Genomic DNA, 19120 nt, shown 5'->3' with positions numbered 1-19120 from the left:
GATCTACCTGCTTTCTATGTGTTCATACACCCATTGCTCTGTCTCTAACACTTCTTCCAGTGTCGGATTCTCAATAACTTTATGGGCATTCATTGTGTCTTCAATGATGTCGTAAATATCTAAAAACTGAATCTTACGGCCTAAAAATAATGCAACTGCTTTTTCATTTGCAGCATTTAAGACTGTTGGCATGCTTCCACCGATCCTACCTGCTTTATATGCATAAGGAAGTCCTTTTAGAACATCCACTGGTGGTTCTTCAAATGTAATTTCTTTTAATTTTGCAAAATCCAGACGTTCTCCCGCAAGATTTCTATGTTGTGGATAAAATAATGCATATTGAATCGGTAATTTCATATCCGGTGTTCCAAGCTGTGCGATCACACTTCCATCCTTAAACTGAATCATAGAATGGATCACACTCTTTGGTTGTACTACAACATGAATATTATCAAAATCCACTCCAAACAACCATTTGGCTTCGATCACTTCGAGTCCTTTATTCACTAACGTTGCGGAATCAATCGTAATCTTTCGTCCCATTGACCAATTTGGATGATTCAGCGCATCTTCTACTGTCACATGTTTTAATTCTTCTGTCGTTTTCTTACGGAACGGTCCCCCTGATGCTGTAATGATCAGAGAATCAAGATCATCTCTTTTCCCGCTCTGTAAACACTGAAAAATTGCAGAATGCTCACTATCTACTGGATAAATAGAAACACCCAATTCTTCCGCCATTGGCATAATGATATGCCCTGCAGTTACCAATGTTTCTTTATTAGCAAGTGCGATGTCTTTCCCAGCCTTCATCGCAGCGATCGTTGGACGAATTCCGATCATTCCGACAATTGCTGTGACAACAACAGAACACTGCTCCTGTGTTGCTGCTTCTAATAATCCATCCATTCCTGCACATACTTTTATACTCGTATCTGCCAGACGAAGTTTCAACTCTTCTGCCTTCTGTTCATTGTATACAGCAACGATCACTGGCTGAAATTCTCTTGCTTGTTTCTCTAACAGATCAATACTTGTTCCTGCTGCTAAGGCTGTAACTTTCAGATCTTTATTACTTCGTACGATATCTAGTGTCTGGGTTCCAATGGAACCTGTAGATCCAATAATTGAAATATATTTCATTCTAGATCGCTCCTCCTGAGATCATAACTGTCAGATAATAAATGACAGGTGCAATAAAAATAATACTATCAAATCGATCAAGAATTCCTCCATGACCAGGGATCAATGTACCATAATCCTTAATTCCTGAATCTCTCTTGATCGCAGATGCTGCCAAATCTCCAATGACTGAAACTGCTCCACCTAGTCCACAAACAATTGGGAACATTGTAACTGGATTAAAACTAAATCTGATATATGTGTTTAGATATAATCCATATAATGCACCAAGAATTGCCGCACCGACAATTCCGCCAACCAAACCTTCTATACTTTTCTTAGGACTTAAAATTGGTGACATCTTATGTTTTCCGATCAACATTCCTGTACAATATGCTAAAGTGTCATTTCCCCATGCTGCAAGGAATAATAATACAACAAATTCTCCTCCATTTTGTAATTCACGGATCTGATAGATAAAGGACATCATAACCGCTACATATACAAATCCAAAGAATCCTGCCATCATCTGGTCCACTTTATACTTTGGAAAACGTACCACATAGCATCCGAGTAAAAAGATTAAAAATAAAATAATGATTGCTGTGGTCCATTGATCAAGATCAAATAACAATGCCACATAATAAAGAATCGTGCCTGTATATCCGATCACTGCCAAAGATGATTTCTCAATATGATAAATCTTTAAAATCTCGCTGTATCCGATCAATGCAACGATCAATGTCATTGCAAACGTCACAATTCCACCCATATATAACCCAAAAGCTGCGATCAATACTAAAATGATCCCACTGATCAGTCTTTGCTTAAACATAAACTTATATTCCTCCAAATCTGCGGTCGCGTCTATTATAGTATTCGATCGCCTTTATTAATTCCTTTTTATTAAAATCAGGCCAGAGCACATCTGTAAAATAAAATTCTGTATATGCTAACTGCCATAACATAAAGTTCGACAATCTTTCTTCCCCACTTGTACGAATCATCAGATCTGGATCTGGAAGTTCTTTTGTATCCAGATATCCATTAAACACTTCTTCCGTGATCATATCTTTGGAAAGATTTCCACTAGAAAGATCATCTGCCATATGTCTCATAGCCCGCACCATCTCATCACGACTTCCATAATTCAGTGCGATCGTAAAATTGATCCCTGTATTATCTTTGGATGCCTTCTCAAGCTCAATGATCTTCTCCTGTAAATCTTCGGAAAGTCCTGTGATATCTCCGATCACTCTGACTTTCATATTATTTTTATTTGCACGCTTGATACATGTCTTTAAATAATCACGAAGCAGTTTCATCAATGCATTTACTTCGTCCTGTGGGCGTTTCCAATTCTCTGTTGAAAAAGCATAAACTGTTAAATATTTAATTCCAAGATCATGTGCATCTTCTATGATCTGTTCCACCACTTTACTTCCCTGTCTATGTCCCATATTCCTAGGTAAATGGCGTTTTTTTGCCCATCTTCCATTCCCATCTAAGATAATGGCCACATGTTGTGGAATATTTAAATTCTCCATTTGGACCTCCTGTGTATCATATATAACTTTCGTTTCTTTCCACATGAAACAAAACAGGGCTGAGATTTCAACCCTGTTGATGATTAAGATTAAACTGTCATGATTTCTTTTGATTTTGCATCAACTGCTTCATCAATCTGTTTGATGTATTTATCTGTCATCTTCTGTACTTTGTCTTCTTCATCTTTTGCCTGATCATCATTTAAATCTCCGGCTTTATTCTGTTTCTTGACAAAATCATTTGCATCACGACGGATATTTCTAACTGCTACCTTTGCTTCTTCTCCACGTTTCTTGACATCTTTTGCAAGCTCTTTTCTTCGTTCTTCTGTAAGATCTGGGAAGTTTAATCGGATTGCTTTACCATCATTTGTTGGTGTGATCCCGATATCAGATACTAAAATCGCTTTCTCGATCTCTTTTAATAAGTTTGGCTCCCATGGCTGAATCATGATCGTTCTTGCTTCAGGTACAGAAACATTACCAACCTGTGCTACAGGAGTTGCAACTCCATAATAATCAACTTTGACTTTATCTAATACATGAGGATTGGCACGTCCTGCACGAATTGTCATAAAATCATTCGCCATACTGTCTAAAGATTTCTGCATCTTGTCTTCAAATTGTTTTAACATGTTTCTTTCGTCCTCCTAATTTATCAAACGGTTACATATGTTCCGTTAAATTCACCTTTCATTAAATTCTCAATGCTGTTTTCTTCATTTAATCCAAAAACTGCTAATGGCATCTTATTTTCAAGGCACATGATCGTTGCTGTTAGGTCGATCACTCCTAATTTCTGATCCAATACTTCTTCCATTGTGATACTGTCATATTTCACCGCATTTTCATTCACAGCAGGATCACTGTCATATACGCCGTCAATTGATTTTGCTAATAAGATCGCATCTGCTTCAATCTCGATCGCACGAAGTGCTGTTGCTGTATCTGTTGAGAAATAAGGATGTCCTGTTCCACCTGCAAAAAATACAACCTTTCCTTCATCTAAAGCTTTGACTGCTTTATCTTTGGAAAATAATTCTGTAAATGCTCCGCATACAAATGGAGTATATACTTCTGTTTCCATTCCTGCTGTTCTGAATGCATCGGATACATAGATACAGTTCATAACTGTCGCAAGCATTCCGATCTGATCAGCTTTTGTACGTTCCATACTCTCGCTTGTACGTCCTCTCCAGAAGTTTCCTCCTCCGATAACGATCGCTACCTGAAGTCCCTCATCTACTAATGTCTTTACCTGACGTGCTGCATCTGCACATGTTGCTTCATCAAATCCTGTCTTCTTATCTCCGGCAAGTGCTTCTCCACTTAACTTTAAAAGCACACGTTTCATATCTTTTAAATCTTTCATTGGTCTACCTCATTTGTTCTTTCTTTGCCAAATCACTATGTGAAATTATATCATATCATCAAGAAAAGAACAACTATAAAAAGGACCTCTTTCGAAATCGAAAAAGACCCTTTTATGTTTACAAATTCTTTCGTCCATTTAATATTGTAAAAAGCATAAACAACACTGGTATGATCAGTGCCTCAAACTGAGTTACTGAATATGCTTTAAATACAACATTTAAAATAATCGTGGCAATCGTAATTGCGATCAGTACAAGACTGACATAAAAACATCTTTTACATCCTTCCTGTGTATTTCCATCTTTAAGACCCGTATATCCACCGACCATTGCTGCTACTGCGTAGCCGCCGATCAAAACAAGTCCAAGATAAAACTTTGTTGCAGAAGTCGTCGTTCTTCCATAACCTACAAGCCCTAACAGATTCAATAACTGCAACACACCCTGAATCAAAACGAGTCCTGAGATTATCTTAAAAAATATATTTTTTGTTTTGTTTTGCATAATCACTAGTTCCTTTTTATTTTTTATGTTGTCGCTGTCTCCTTCATACTACTTCGAAAGATTCCCTCATCTTTGTCTTCTTATTATCCAATTTAATCCAATTTCTGGATCTGTTCTATAACTTTTTGATATTCTTTCTCAATTTCACCGATCACTGGCAATACTTCTTCGCGCTGTCCTGCACGGATCATATCTACTGCTTTCGCACTTTTTTGCTGTAAATGTGTAAACTCCAGATTGCTTGCAATTCCTTTCATCGTATGAGTTGTTCGAAGAATTTCATCATAATCCATCTTATCTACTGCTTCTTTAATCTGTCCATAAGTAGGATCATCTAAAAACTTACGGACAAACTTTTCCACCAGTTTCTGGTTTCCCATCATACGGCTGCTTACATTTTCATAACTTTCATCAATACTGTCATAAAACTCCTGAATATTCATTACTTCTCCTCCATTCAAATTATTTTTGAATAACCTAAAATGGATTATAGCATATTTAACAAAATTCAACAATTTAATTCTATTTTTTATACACCAGAAGTTTTTTCGACACCATATTTCTTTCTACGATATGTTTTTTTGTCACTTTCCATATAGTGATGACTTCTTCTACGGTCTCGTTCTTCATTTTCTTCCAAGATTTCTTGTTTCGCATTCATAACAAGCATCTGCAGACGATTTTCGATATTCGCAAAACTGACATCTGGATCATAGTCTAATGGAAGAATCTGTGCATTTGGATACATTTCTTTTAATTTTTTAGAAATACCTCTTCCAACAACATGGTTTGGCAGGCATCCAAATGGCTGTAAGATCAAGAAATACTTGCATCCATGTTTTGCGTGATGAATGATCTCTCCTGGAATCAGCACACCCTCTCCTGCATCAAATGTATGATGAATGATCGGATCACTGTCTTTTACCAGATCATCCATACGGATCGCTGGTTTATATAAAGGATGTCCTTTTGCAATGGAATCGGTCAGACTGTGTGCAAGATCAAAGAACATGTCTGCTGTCCGAAACCAGATCTTTTGATCCATTGGTTTATTTAAATGATATTCCCTGATCTGTGAATCCTGATAAAAGTATGTCTTACGGATAACATCCGTCATACGTGCTTCAATGATCTCAAATCCATTTTCTTCCAGATATTTTTCAATGTCATGGTTTGCTCCTGGATGAAAGTTCAGAAGATATTCCCCAACGATCAGAATCTGTGGTTTTAAGTTCGTACGATCATAAGAAATATTTTTCATGATAGAAATAGCCTTCTTAAATCCTTTTCTTGCACCAAGAACTCCTGACTTTTCCAATCCATCGATTACAAGATCAAGGGCTTTGTCAAACGCTTCATCCGCACTTCCTTTGACTGTTTCATATGGACGGATCTTTCGTAATAATTCCTCCAATACATCGATCATCGGTAATGCAAATGCGATTTTTACAGAAGATGCCAGATTTAATTTAAATCCTGGGTGCATATTATGAGAATCTGCATCATCATTTGTCAGGATCGGAATATGGTCATATCCTGCATCATCAAGAGCTTTTCTTAGTAGTGCCCCATAATGTGTCAGTCGACAGTCCCCAACATATTTTCCCATAACGATCGCAACATCTTTGTCATCATACTTTCCACTTTCCAGTGCCGCCAATGCTTCTCCGATGACGATCTGTGCTGGGAAACAGATATCATTATGTACATATTTCTTTCCCAAACGAATTGCTTCTTCACGCCCGATATCCAAAGCAACCGCCCGAATTCCTTGTCCTCTTAATGCTGCTGTCATAATTCTGCAAAATGCATGCGATGTATTTGGAACCAATGCGATTTTTTCTTTCCTGTTTTCTTTTGTAAACTTGACTGGATATGGTTCTTGCAACTCTTTTACTTCTAATTTCTGATGTTTCTCACGTCCCATTTTCACTGTCTCCAAGAAAGAACGCACACGGATTCCCAATGGTCCTTGATTATCACTTTCATCTACTTTTAAGATCAATGGTGTTTTCCCGGAAATTTCTTTCATCATTCTCGTGATCTCATCGGATAGATAAGCATCGTGTCCACATCCAAAACTTACGAGCTGTACATATTCCAGATGCTCACTTTGCGCACATAAGATAGCAGAAGATAACATTCTAGCATGATAGTTATTTACAATATCCAGACGGCTTTTTGAGAGTTCTGTCTGATTCACTTCTGGCAGGGAATCTGCGGTTAAGACTGCGATGCCTGCTTTTGTAAACATCTTAGACAGATCGTGATTAACCAGTGTATCGTTCTGATATGGACGAGATGCTAAAACAACTGCAAATTCATTCTTTTCCTTTACTTCATTTAGAATCTCTTCTCCTCGTTTCTTTAACTGTTGGTCAAAAGATTTCTGAGCCTGATCTGCTGTATGCATTGCATTCATAACCTCTTCTTTTGAGACATGATATACTTCTTCCATATATTTTACCAACTGATGCTGTCTGTCCTTTTTGGTATGCCAATGGAATAATGGTGCATCAAATGGCACATTCCATTTATCCTGTGGATTATCAGAATTCCTGATAACGATCGGATAACCTTTTACCACCGCACACATAGACTCACTTGTTTTTTCCATATTCTCTGGCGGTACTGTTGTGATCGATGGCATAAAAATACGATCTACATGATATTTTTTCACCAGATTTCTAAGATGTCCATGCACAAGTTTTGCTGGAAAACATACCGTGTCTGATGTCACTGCTGACAATCCACTTTCATAAATCTCTCTTGTGCTTTCATCCGATAATTGTACTTTGTATCCCAAACTTTTGAAAAAAGTTGTCCAAAATGGCATCGTATCCCAATAGGATAACACTCTTGGAATTCCGATCGTGATATCTCTTTCTGTTTTAGGCACTGGATAAGGATATTCTTTGAACAATAATTTCTTTCGCTCTTGGAATAAATCTGGAACACTCTGTGTTTTTCGGATTGTTTCTTTTAACTGCTTTCCAACCTCATCATTTCTTGGATCTCCGATGATCTCGCCTTTTTCACATCGATTATTTGTTACCCAGGAATTTCCATTTGAAAATTGAACAATTGTTCTTTGACAATGATTCGTACAAAATGGACAAGGTGCATTCGCCTGCTGCTCATAAGAAAATGTATCTAAATCACGAAGATCCCATGTGCTCACTTCTTTCGGATTCTTCTCATATTGCTCTTTTGCGATCAATCCGACACCAATTGCACCCATGATCCCTGGATATGGTGCTCTGATCACTTCTCTTCCTACATATTCTTCCATCGCACGTAAAACCGCATCATTTTCAAAAGTGCCACCTTGTACCACAATCTTAGTTCCAAGAGAATCAAGATTTGATACGCGGATAACCTTTGTAAATACATTCTGGATGATCGATCTGCATAATCCAGCCATGATATCTTCTGGATTCTTACCGTTTCGCTGCTCTGTGATAATACTGCTGTTCATAAATACCGTACAACGACTACCCAAAACTGCTGGGTTTTTAGACGCAAACGCTTTCTTTGCAATCTCTTTTGTCGGAATATGTAAAGAGGATGCGAAGTTTTCAAGGAATGAACCGCATCCAGAAGAGCACGCCTCATTTAATAAAATATTTGTGATAACTCCATCCTCTAACCAGATTGCTTTCATATCCTGTCCACCAATATCCAAAATAAAAGAGGCGTCTTTGACATATTTTTCAGAAGCTCTTGCATGTGCTACCGTCTCAACCGTATGGCAAGGGATTTCAAAAGCTTTGGAAAACAGCATTTCTCCATACCCAGTCGTACCAGCTGATAAAATTTCTAATTCTGCTCCTGCTTCTTCATATCGTTTTCTTAAACAGATCAAGGCCTCTTTCGCTACTTTCAGCGGATCCCCTTCATTCGGTGCATAAAAAGAATCCAGAATTTCTTCTTGTTCATCTAATAATACAAATTTTGTTGTGGTACTTCCTGCATCAATCCCAAGAAAACATCGAACAACCTCTCCTTTTTGTGGTTTCTTCCATGTCACCTGTTTCTTCTTATGTGCTTCTTTAAAAGCATTTTCTTCTTCTTTTGATTCAAAAAATGGTTTTGCAATTTCTCCTGAAACGTGGGAATGATCTTTCTGTGCGTCTTCCAGTATTACTAACATTTTATTCACATCTTTTGGTTTGCTGTCTGCAAACATCTTATCCAAAGATAATGCTGCCCCATATGCAATCATTAATTCTGAATGCTTTGGACAAAGAATCTCATCTTCTTTCAAATTCAGACGTTCAGCAAAAACTTTTACCAGAGTTGGATGAAATGTTAATGGTCCACCTTCAAATGCGACAGGTTTTTTAATCTCCAATCCCTGTGCCAACCCTCCGATCGTCTGTTTCGCGATCGCATGGAATGCGGATAACGCAAGGTCTTCCTTGGCTGCTCCCTGATTCAGAAGTGGTTGGATATCTGTCTTTGCATATACCCCGCATCTTCCAGAAATATCATATAAATGTGTTCCTTTTTGTGCCAACTCATTAAACTGTTCCACTGGTACTTTTAATACGGATGCAATTTCATCAATAAATGCTCCCGTTCCACCCGCACAGCTTCCATTCATACGCATATCGGAAACACTTTGTGACTGTCCATTTTCAGAATCTTTAAAAAAGATCATCTTGGCATCCTGTCCACCTAACTCAATTGCCGTTCCGACCTGGTCAAACTGATCTTGTAATGCGATCGCATTGGCTGCAACTTCCTGCACAAATGGTACTTTTAAAATAGATGCCACTGGTTTTGCCCCAGAGCCAGTCAGACACAATCTGATCTTCTTATCTCTTATATGTCCGCAAAACTTCTTAATGCTTCGGATCACACTTGCGATCTGATTTGCATGATGTCTTGCATAATCAGAAAATAACAGTTGATGACGGTCATTGGCATCAACTGCTACTATTTTGGTTGTCGTAGATCCTACGTCGATCCCGACTAATATATTTTGTTCGTTTGATTTTGTCATTTCGTTATTCATCATTCGTTATCGTCTTTTCTCCTTCTTTTGAGCTTTACGTTTTATCATAACTCAAATTAATAGAAAATGTAAGATAAAAAATGGATTTTAACACTTTCTTCACACTTTTTCATTTAGTTTCTGCTTACGTTCCCTCCAATCTGGAAGAATATGACTCATCAAATCATAAAATCTCTGGTTATGGCTTGGTTCTAAAAGATGACATAATTCATGCACCAAAACATACTCTACACATTCCTCTGGTTTTACAGCCAGCTGCAGATTCATCCGAATCTTTTTACTGTGAATACTACAGCTTCCCCATCTTGTTTTCATATCTCGAATCGTAAAGCCATTCGCATGAACTTTCATGATTGATTCCCATCTCATTGCATATTCTATGATCTTGTCTTCCAGCCATTTCCTTTGTTCCAGATTAATTTCCTGCTGTGATGAATTTTGCCTGTTTTTTACTTTTTCATGGTTTTTTAAAATCCACTCTTCTTTTTTCTTAAGGAAACGAAAAACCTCTTCGTTGGAAACTCTCATTGGAACTGTTACCAAAACATCTCCGTTTGGAGGTTTCACGTAGATATTTATATTTTTAATCTTCCTTCGCTCAATCTCAATATTTAATGTTCCTATTTGTTTTATCATTATTCTTATTTCTTTCTCTGAATCAGCATATGTATCAATACATACAAAACAATCAGAAACCCTGATATAAATCCTGCCACACTAAGATATGGCATTCCTAACACTCTCGGTGTTACATCACTTAGACATAAAATTGCAGAGCTAAACCAAAGTGCCATCACGATCAATACAAGCAACAGATGATCAAATCCTTTTTTTAATTCTCTACCTGCTTTCTCGATCTGCGCAGATTCAATGTTTACCCTTACCTGTCCATTCTTTGTAATGTTCAAAAGATCTGATACCTGTGCTGGTATCTCCAAAGATTTCTTAGATGACCCATAAATATCTCTCAAAGCATGTCTTATCTCTTTCTTTATATCAATCTCATGAAACATATTCGCAGACATATAAGAAGTCAATATCTGTATCATATTCACTTCTGGAGAACATAATTTCAATGTTCCTTCCATAGTCACCATACTTCTTGCAAGCAGCGTAATATCTGGTTCGATCGCAATCTTATGTTTCTTCAAAAGCCCTATTGCATCTTCCATCAATTCTCCAAGATCCATGGTCCCGAAATCCATATTCATGTATTTTCCAACCATATCATCAAGATCCGTATACAAACTAGCATGGTCGATCTTCTCTGTCGGTTTTCCAAACGATAAGAATGCATTCTTAAGTTCATAAATATCATTTTTAAGAATAGCTGTGATCGCACGTTTCATGATCGCACGGTAATGTTCAGATAGATCACCTGCCATTCCAAGATCAAGCCATACGATCTGACCACCACTAATCCATAGATTCCCTGGATGTGGATCTGCATGAAAAAAACCATCCGCCAAAATCTGTTTACAATAGTTTTGTGCTGTTTTCTGGGCAATCTCCTTCCTATCATACCCATTGCGATCAAGTTCCTCGATATGGTCGATCTGGATTCCATCAACATAACTCATCACCAGCAAATGCTCATTCGAATATTCCTTATATACTTTCGGACATGTCACATATGCAACGTCCTTCTGGTTCTCATAAAATCGTTCCAAATGTTGTGCTTCTTTTTCAAAATCCATTTCTTCTTTGGATGTCTCCCACAACTCATCAATAACTTTTCTAAAATCAATCAATTCACCGGTTCCTGTTGCAAAATTTAAAAATCCAGAAGCCTTCTTTAACAGAGCAATATCTTCTGCCATGATCTGTTTAATCTGCGGTCTCTGGATTTTTAATACAACTTTACTGCCATCTCCTAAAACGGCCTCATGGACCTGTGCGATTGATGCACACCCAACTGGTATCTGGTTAATCTTCTGAAATAGTTGACCGGGGTCATTATGAAGTTCTTTATTCAAGATCTTCCATATTTCATTAAAACTCATCGGTTTTACATCCGTGCGAAGTCTCGCTAACTCATGACAATACTTCTCTGGCAATATATCCGAACGCATTGACATGATCTGCCCAAGCTTTACATAAGTTGGACCAAGATCTTCTAAAATACTGCATAACTTCTCTGGATTGATCCCATGTGTGACATTATGCTGATTTAATACATGCAAGATCTCTTTCAGTCTTCCTGTTTCCTGTTTCATAAGTACCTCTTATTGTTCAGTTTCATCCTCTTGTACTTGTGATGTCTCTGAATCTGTTGTTGCTTCACTTTCTTCCACTTCAACATCTTCTTCAGCTTCCTGTTTTTCTTTCTGAAGTGCCTCAGCTTTTGCAATTCTTTCTTTTAAAAGTGCAAGATCTTCTGGGGACATTTCATCAACACATTCAAATGCTTTATCATATTTCTTAGTCACTTGGATAGATACATGTTCTTTGACTTTCTGTTTTGCATTGTGCTTTAATTCCTGATTTAACACTTTTCCATGTTCTACAGTACGTTCACCCTTTTCAATCATTTTCTCAAGAATGTCTTTGGTAACTTCTGCAGTTGTTGCTGCTGCACCTACACTTGCAAGAAATGCTTTTTTCATTCCATTTGTGAAATCCATATGTCATCATCCTTTCTATAATTTAGCATGATCATTTGTCACTTTTATTTTACCACTATAGATCTTCAAGGACAACCGTAAATGGTCCATCATTTATTAAAGCAACTTCCATATGTGCTCCAAAAATACCTGTCTGTACAACATCTATTTCCTTGTTGCATTCCTTAATGATATATTCATATAATTCTTCTGCTTTCTTTGGATCTCCTGCCTGTGTAAAACTTGGACGATTTCCTTTTCTGCAGCTTGCATAAAGCGTAAACTGAGATACTAACAACAATTCTCCATCCACATCTTTTAATGAACAATTTGTTTTTCCATTTTCATCTTCAAAAATACGAAGATTGATCATCTTACGAATATATTTATCGGCTTCTTCTTTTGTATCTTCCTGCCCTACACCGATCAAAACTAAATATCCTTTTTTTATCTTCCCTGTGTATTCATCATCTACTTTTACCGATGCTTCTTTTACTCTCTGAATTACAAATTTCATTGCTTTTCCTTCCTTTAAGGTATTATTTTCTTTAAATATTCCTACATAAAGAAAAAGATCAGAAATTAAAAATCTCTGATCTTTTATATCCTTATGTAAGATAAATAAATCCTAGTTGTTGATTAATTTATCTTCGTTGCTCCAGCTGTATAAGCTACGGATTTCTTTTCCGACAACTTCAGACTGATGTTCAGCAGCTAATTTTCTCATAGCTTTGAAGTGAACCTGAGATCCTGCATCAGACATATCTAATAAGAAGTCTTTAGCGAATGTTCCGTCCTGAATATCTGTAAGAACCTGTTTCATAGCTTTCTTAGTATCTTCTGTGATGATCTTAGGTCCTGTGATGTAATCACCATATTCAGCTGTGTTAGAGATAGAATATCTCATTCCTTCGAATCCTGACTGGTAGATTAAGTCTACGATCAGTTTCATTTCATGGATACACTCAAAGTAAGCGTTTCTTGGATCATATCCAGCTTCTACTAATGTTTCGAAACCAGCCTGCATTAATGCACAAACACCACCGCAAAGTACTGCCTGTTCTCCGAAAAGGTCTGTTTCTGTTTCTGTTCTGAATGTAGTTTCAAGAACACCAGCTCTTGCTCCACCAATTCCTAAAGAATAAGCAAGTGCTAAATCTAATGCTTTACCTGTAGCATCCTGTTCAACAGCTACTAAGCAAGGAGTTCCTTTTCCTGCCTGATATTCGCTTCTTACAGTATGTCCTGGAGCTTTAGGTGCGATCATAGTTACATCCACATCTTTTGGAGGTGTGATGCATCCGAAGTGGATATTGAAACCATGAGCGAACATTAACATATTTCCTGGCTCTAAGTTTGGTTCGATGCTTTCTTTGTATAATTTAGCCTGTTTTTCATCGTTGATCAGAATCATGATGATATCAGCTTTCTTAGCAGCTTCTGCAGATGTGTACACTTCAAATCCCTGTTCTTCTGCTCTCTTCCAAGATCTGCTTCCTTCATAAAGACCGATGATAACATTGCATCCAGACTCTTTTAAGTTAAGGGCATGCGCATGTCCCTGGCTTCCATAACCGATAATAGCGATGGTTTTTCCATCTAAAAGTGATAAGTTACAGTCTTCTTGATAATAAATCTTTGCCATTTTTCATTCCTCCATTTTTTGGCTTTATAGTAAGGGTCCTGACCCGTTACTCTCATCAAAATATATTAGAGTTATCTTCTCCTCTTGATAAACCAGTGATTCCTGTTCTCACAATTTCGATCACTCCAAAATCACTGATCAGATTGATAAATGCTTCTATCTTATTCACATTCCCAGTTAACTCGATCATCAGATTATCCTTAGATACATCCACAACTTTCGCTCTGAAAATATCTGCAATCGTGATAACCTCCTGTTTCTCTGTCTTGTTTGCACGGATCTTTGCAAGGATCAATTCTCTGCAAACAGACTTACTGTTTTCCAGTTCAAAAATCTTCACAACATCTTCCAGTTTTGAAAGTTGATTCTTGATCTGTTTCAAGATCATATCATCACCGCTGACTGCGATCGTAATTCTTGAAAACTTCTGATCTTGTGTCGTACATGCTGTGATGCTGTCTATGTTATACCCTCTTCTTGTAAATAAACCAGAAATTCGGCTTAATACCCCGGGAGTATTCTCTACTAAAATAGAAAGAACGATCTGTCGCATATCTTTTATTTCCTTTCTTTGTCTTATTCTATCACCGTAATGGTATATTACAGGGTATTGGTAACTTTTTTTATTCTACCAATTATACAAATATGTGTCAAGAAAGAATATGATATGACAGTGATTCTACCTTGACACATTTTCATTTTAATTTATTTTTGTTTATTCTTCTTCAACAGAATCACCAGAAGGTGTTGATTCTGTCGCCGCAGCTGTCGTTGTATGATGTGCTGTGGTTGGTCTTGGTGCAGATGTCTGTGGCTGTGACGTTGTACTTTCTGTCACACGTTCTTCTGTACTTCTCGTAGTTGTAGACCTTGTACTATAAGTCGTATGGCTGCTGCTTGTTGTGCTGTAACTTTCCTGCTGATAGCTGCTTCTTGTACTAGATGTTGAATATGATGAACTACTGCTTGTTGAGTCAGATGATGATGTTCCGGAATATCCAAATGTCTCAACAGAAGATATTCCTCCATATTCTTTTGCCCAGTCTTTTTCACTGCCTTTGTCAAATAAGAAATAATTCATGGCTGCTTTATTAGCACTGAAGTTTATAAAGAATACGAACATATTGCTCTGTGCTCTTCCCATCTTATAAGTACCTTCTAATGGCACCCTCATCTGGTCGATTTCTGTCGTCCCCATCTGAACAACTTTCAATACCAGACTCTTCAGGTATTTTGCACTCATATCTGTTGACACATCGGCTAATGAATCTAACGCAATATCTGCGATCTTTGTTGGGCTCTGCTGCAATACTTTATTAAGTGCTGCTTGAAGTACTGCTCTTTGACGACCTGTTCTTCCAAAGTCTCCATCTCCGTATTTCTTAGAAACAACGTAACGAACCCTGGCATATCCTAATGCCTGATTTCCATTCAATGTCTGTTTCCCAACCTTCACATTACGGTATTTCTTCTTTGAAATGTAATTTGTTGTATTCAAGTATTTTGCTTCTTTTTCTTCCAGCGAAATTTCTACACCGCCAACTTTATTGATAACTTTCTCAAATGTTGAGAAATCAACAACACAATACTTGTCGATCTTAATCCCAAAGTTCTTAGCGATCGTCTGGTATAATAATTCTACACCACCAAATGCATAGGCTGCATTTAACTTGTTATGTCCATGTCCTGGAATCTCAACATACATATCTCTCATCAAAGAAGTGAGCTTTAATTCTTTTGTCTTAAAATTGACCGTTGCGATCATAATACTGTCAGATCTTCCGTGATCACCTTTGATTGCTCCATGATCAGATCCAACTAATAAGATATTAATAACATTCTTATTAAATGTCAGATTATCATCTACCTTTACGTCTGTCAGTGTACTTCCATTCTTATTATTCACTGCTGCTTCTAATCTTGCATCATAATATCCAAGCACTCCCCCTGCAGCAATTCCTATGATCAAAAACAGACTTAGGATAATTTTAAACTTCTTAATCTTCATTCGTGTCCTCCTCACAATTATCTGCTTATCATTGTAGATTATATCATATCATACAAAAAAACAGTAGGTGATTTTATTAAGTTTTTGTTAAGCTTTCCAATAAGTCTGATTCATCGTAAGCTTTAAAACCATCCATTTTGGCAGTTTTTTATAATTTCTTCCAAGTTTATATCCGATCAATTTAAATCCTGTATCGATCACATACTTTGGAATAAGATATATTTTCCCCTTTTTAAAAAGATGCTTGATCGTCGCGATAACCATTTTTACACCTTCCGATTCTGATCTCACTTTAAGAAACAATCCTCCATGATCTACTTGTGACACTGCAAGATCGAAATTCCTATGTAACTGTTGTATCGCCTTGTAATCATGCCAATGCCATACCCTTGCATCTGCCTGATAGGCAACTGCCTTTCCATCTTCGATCATCTTTGAAGCCATGATCATGTCCTCGTTAAAAATTGTTTTATGCTCGAAGCCTCCCATTGCATCATACTCTGATCTTCGATAAGCACTGCATACATTTGAACAGAAAAATGTTTTGATCCCCAGAGTATCCAGATCCTCTTTTGTTTTAACTCTGCTTTCTAGAGGATAATTAAAGATTCTTGTATAATACTCAATATAATTTTTTTCAGGATCAGCCATCTGCCTTCCATAAGCAGCTGTTACTATTGGATCATCAAATGCTTTAATCAGATTTTCCACCATATATTTATCTTTTGGAATCGCATCATCTGTCATAAACATTAAAATGTCAGCTTCTTTGGCAAGCGATGCTCCATAATCTCTTGTTTTCCCATGATCAAATTCTTCTTTTTTAATATGATGAACTTCTACATTATCATATGGAGTGATCATTTCCTCGTCAAAAAATTCTGCCTCTGTGTTAACTAAAATAATGCGGTCTGGTTTTCTTGTCTGCAATGCAAGTCGTTTTAATGATTCCTGAAACTTATCTCCTGGCTTATATGTTGGTATGATCAAGTCAATTACCATGATTTTTCCTTTCTATCTTAGATCTATCTGCGGACTTTAGTTCCTTTGCTATCTCTTTTTGATAGTTTTAACCGATGAAATTCCAGTTCTTTTTCTTTATATACGATAGAACTGATATTCTGTGCTGCCATCACATAAATATTCGTTAGTGAATCATCTTTTGATAACTTCATTCCACGAACACCTAATGCACTCTTCTTCTTTTTTGGAATCTCGGAAAGCAAGAATTTTAAGAAAACTCCTTCTTTCGTCTGAAGGACTACTTTGTCTTCGGATCCTTCCATCCAGTCTATCGGAATCACTTCGATCAACTCATCTTCCGATAATTTGGTTGCCTGCACAGTTCTCTTTGCTGCATTTAACAACTCTCCATCCATCACTTTTAACATACTTTTTGCTGTTGCAAATAAAAGTGATGAATGAATCATTGATTCTGCATCCAGCACTTGGATGATATATTCTTTTGTACTGTCATAATTACATAAATTATCAATTGGTACCCCTTTATCCCTGAATTTTCCGGCTGGAATATCCAGTACCTTGATCTGGTGCATCACACCGAGATTGGTAAAGATACAGATCTTATCTGTATTCATACAAGGCACAATAAACTTGTATTCTTTTAAGATATTTTCCTTATTTCTCTGATAAGTTGCCTTATCCATTGTCTTGGAATATCCAAAACGATCCATCACAAAATAAACCGTCTCTTCTTTGACTGGTGCAGCAACATAAACTGCCTCTTTTCCATCTTCGACCACAGTTCTTCTTTCGCGTCCAAATTCTTTTTTAATCTTATCTAATTCTTTACGAATCACGTTCTTTAAAGATTTCTCGTTATTTAAGATATCTTCATATTCTTCGATCTTTGCAAGAATCTCTTCATATTCTTCTTTTAACATCAAAATCTCTAATCCGATCAATCGGTATAATTTAAGATCAAGGATCGCACTTGCCTGTTTGTCTGTAAAAGAAAGCTTGGTTGCTTCGATCATAGAATCTGAAGACTTGAAATTAATATTTCCAACATCTCCTTTGGTAAGGCATGCCTTCACTTCCTTCTGACTCTTACTTCCACGAATGATTTCAATGATCAGATCAATCATATCACATGCTTTGATCAACCCTTCTTTAATTTCTCTTTGTTCATATAATTTTGATAGTAATGTTTTATATTTTCTTCTTGTTACTTCATAATAAAACTGCGTATGATTTTCAATGATTCCCTTAAGATCCAGTGTCTCCGGACGTCCATCAACAATCGCCAGCATATTCACACCAAATGTATCCTCAAGTTTTGTTTTCTTATATAAGAGATTTTTTAAGCGTTCAACATCTGCACCCTTTCGAAGTTCTAATACAATTCGGATTCCATCTTTAGAGGATTCATTGGAAATATCCAAAATATCTGTTGTCACTTTGTTCTCTATGAGTGCTACGGTATCTGATAAAAACTTGGAAATATTATTTCCGATCATTGTGTATGGAATTTCTGAAATTACCAGTTTATCTTTTTCCCCACGTTTCTTTGCTGGTTCAAAAGTTACTTTTCCTCTTAATTTTAATTTACCTGTTCCTGAAGAATAAATATTTAACAAATCTTTCTTATTGATCACAAGGCCGCCTGTTGGAAAATCCGGACCTTTTATATATTCCATGAGTTCTTCGTTTGTGATGCTTTCTTTTCGCATATATGCTTTCACTGCATCAACAACTTCCCCTAAATTATGTGGTGGAATACTCGTTGTCATACCAACAGCGATTCCATCTGCTCCATTTACCAATAAGTTTGGCACCTTAACTGGAAGTACTTCAGGTTCTTTTTCTGTTTCATCAAAGTTCGATACAAAATCAACTACATTTTTGTCAAGGTCTGCAAGATATGCTTCCTGTGTGATCTTCTGAAGTCGTGCTTCTGTATATCGCATAGCCGCAGCGCCGTCTCCCTCTATGGAACCAAAGTTTCCATGTCCATCAACAAGAGGGACTCCTTTTTTGAAATCCTGAGACATAACAACTAAGGATTCGTAGATGGAACTGTCACCATGTGGATGATATTTACCCATGGTATCCCCGACAATTCTTGCAGATTTTCGATGTGGCCTGTCATAACGAAGTCCTAATTCATCCATGGAATATAAAACTCTTCTCTGTACTGGCTTTAATCCATCTCTGGCATCTGGAAGTGCTCTTGCACAAATAACACTCATCGCATAATCGATATATGATTTTTGCATAACCTCAGAAAATTCTGCTTTAATAATATGTTCTGACATTATCTATTGTTTCCTTTCTA

Annotated in this window: 17 protein-coding genes; all 17 read right to left on the bottom strand. The window is 37.0% G+C overall.

Features of this window, described 5'->3' with window-relative positions:
- Nucleotides 1-3: 3 nt before the first annotated feature.
- The 17 genes from QUE18_RS06330 to QUE18_RS06250 all read right to left on the bottom strand — a co-directional run bounded on the left by QUE18_RS06330 (nt 4) and on the right by QUE18_RS06250 (nt 19100).
- Nucleotides 4-1143 (bottom strand): 1-deoxy-D-xylulose-5-phosphate reductoisomerase, encoded by a 1140-nt coding sequence (locus tag QUE18_RS06330; RefSeq protein ID WP_009203809.1) that lies wholly within the window; start codon nt 1141-1143, stop codon nt 4-6.
- A gap of 1 nt (nt 1144) precedes the next feature.
- Nucleotides 1145-1957, bottom strand: coding sequence for a phosphatidate cytidylyltransferase (locus QUE18_RS06325; protein WP_015530218.1), 813 nt, complete (start codon nt 1955-1957; stop codon nt 1145-1147).
- Between the two features lie 4 nt (nt 1958-1961).
- On the bottom strand, nt 1962-2669 hold the full coding sequence (locus QUE18_RS06320) for an isoprenyl transferase (RefSeq protein ID WP_040344332.1): 708 nt from the start codon (nt 2667-2669) through the stop codon (nt 1962-1964).
- An 89-nt stretch (nt 2670-2758) separates the two neighbouring features.
- The gene (gene frr, locus QUE18_RS06315) at nt 2759-3304 is read right to left on the bottom strand and encodes a ribosome recycling factor (RefSeq protein WP_008392790.1); all 546 of its coding nucleotides are present in this window, start codon (nt 3302-3304) and stop codon (nt 2759-2761) included.
- A gap of 23 nt (nt 3305-3327) precedes the next feature.
- A complete protein-coding gene (gene pyrH / locus QUE18_RS06310) occupies nt 3328-4023 on the bottom strand; it encodes a UMP kinase (protein WP_039862614.1) in 696 nt (231 codons plus the stop codon).
- A 136-nt stretch (nt 4024-4159) separates the two neighbouring features.
- Nucleotides 4160-4546, bottom strand: coding sequence for a hypothetical protein (locus QUE18_RS06305; protein ID WP_008392792.1), 387 nt, complete (start codon nt 4544-4546; stop codon nt 4160-4162).
- Nucleotides 4547-4638: 92 nt separating this feature from the next.
- A complete protein-coding gene (locus tag QUE18_RS06300; RefSeq protein ID WP_040344331.1) occupies nt 4639-4989 on the bottom strand; it encodes an Hpt domain-containing protein in 351 nt (116 codons plus the stop codon).
- Between the two features lie 86 nt (nt 4990-5075).
- Nucleotides 5076-9569 (bottom strand): acyl-CoA dehydratase activase, encoded by a 4494-nt coding sequence (locus QUE18_RS06295; RefSeq protein ID WP_009265415.1) that lies wholly within the window; start codon nt 9567-9569, stop codon nt 5076-5078.
- A 96-nt stretch (nt 9570-9665) separates the two neighbouring features.
- A complete protein-coding gene (locus tag QUE18_RS06290) occupies nt 9666-10202 on the bottom strand; it encodes a M48 family metallopeptidase (protein WP_008392795.1) in 537 nt (178 codons plus the stop codon).
- A 5-nt stretch (nt 10203-10207) separates the two neighbouring features.
- Complete coding sequence (locus QUE18_RS06285) at nt 10208-11782, bottom strand: ABC1 kinase family protein (protein ID WP_008392796.1); 1575 nt, start codon at nt 11780-11782, stop codon at nt 10208-10210.
- A 9-nt stretch (nt 11783-11791) separates the two neighbouring features.
- Nucleotides 11792-12190 (bottom strand): hypothetical protein, encoded by a 399-nt coding sequence (locus QUE18_RS06280; protein ID WP_009203804.1) that lies wholly within the window; start codon nt 12188-12190, stop codon nt 11792-11794.
- A gap of 55 nt (nt 12191-12245) precedes the next feature.
- The gene (gene dtd, locus QUE18_RS06275) at nt 12246-12686 is read right to left on the bottom strand and encodes a D-aminoacyl-tRNA deacylase (protein ID WP_008392798.1); all 441 of its coding nucleotides are present in this window, start codon (nt 12684-12686) and stop codon (nt 12246-12248) included.
- A 111-nt stretch (nt 12687-12797) separates the two neighbouring features.
- Nucleotides 12798-13814: a ketol-acid reductoisomerase gene (ilvC, locus tag QUE18_RS06270; RefSeq protein WP_008392799.1), complete on the bottom strand. Its 1017-nt coding sequence runs from the start codon at nt 13812-13814 to the stop codon at nt 12798-12800.
- A 55-nt stretch (nt 13815-13869) separates the two neighbouring features.
- On the bottom strand, nt 13870-14367 hold the full coding sequence (ilvN, locus tag QUE18_RS06265) for an acetolactate synthase small subunit (protein WP_008392800.1): 498 nt from the start codon (nt 14365-14367) through the stop codon (nt 13870-13872).
- A 162-nt stretch (nt 14368-14529) separates the two neighbouring features.
- Nucleotides 14530-15822: an LCP family protein gene (locus tag QUE18_RS06260; protein ID WP_008392801.1), complete on the bottom strand. Its 1293-nt coding sequence runs from the start codon at nt 15820-15822 to the stop codon at nt 14530-14532.
- 87 nt (nt 15823-15909) lie between these two features.
- Nucleotides 15910-16824: a glycosyltransferase family 2 protein gene (locus QUE18_RS06255; protein WP_008392802.1), complete on the bottom strand. Its 915-nt coding sequence runs from the start codon at nt 16822-16824 to the stop codon at nt 15910-15912.
- 23 nt (nt 16825-16847) lie between these two features.
- Nucleotides 16848-19100 (bottom strand): DNA gyrase/topoisomerase IV subunit A, encoded by a 2253-nt coding sequence (locus QUE18_RS06250; RefSeq protein ID WP_008392803.1) that lies wholly within the window; start codon nt 19098-19100, stop codon nt 16848-16850.
- Between the last annotated feature and the right edge of the window lie 20 nt (nt 19101-19120).

Source organism: Anaerostipes hadrus ATCC 29173 = JCM 17467 (genome assembly GCF_030296915.1).
Classification (GTDB): Bacteria; Bacillota; Clostridia; order Lachnospirales; family Lachnospiraceae; genus Anaerostipes; species Anaerostipes hadrus.
This window is presented reverse-complemented; position numbering and strand designations above follow the sequence as displayed.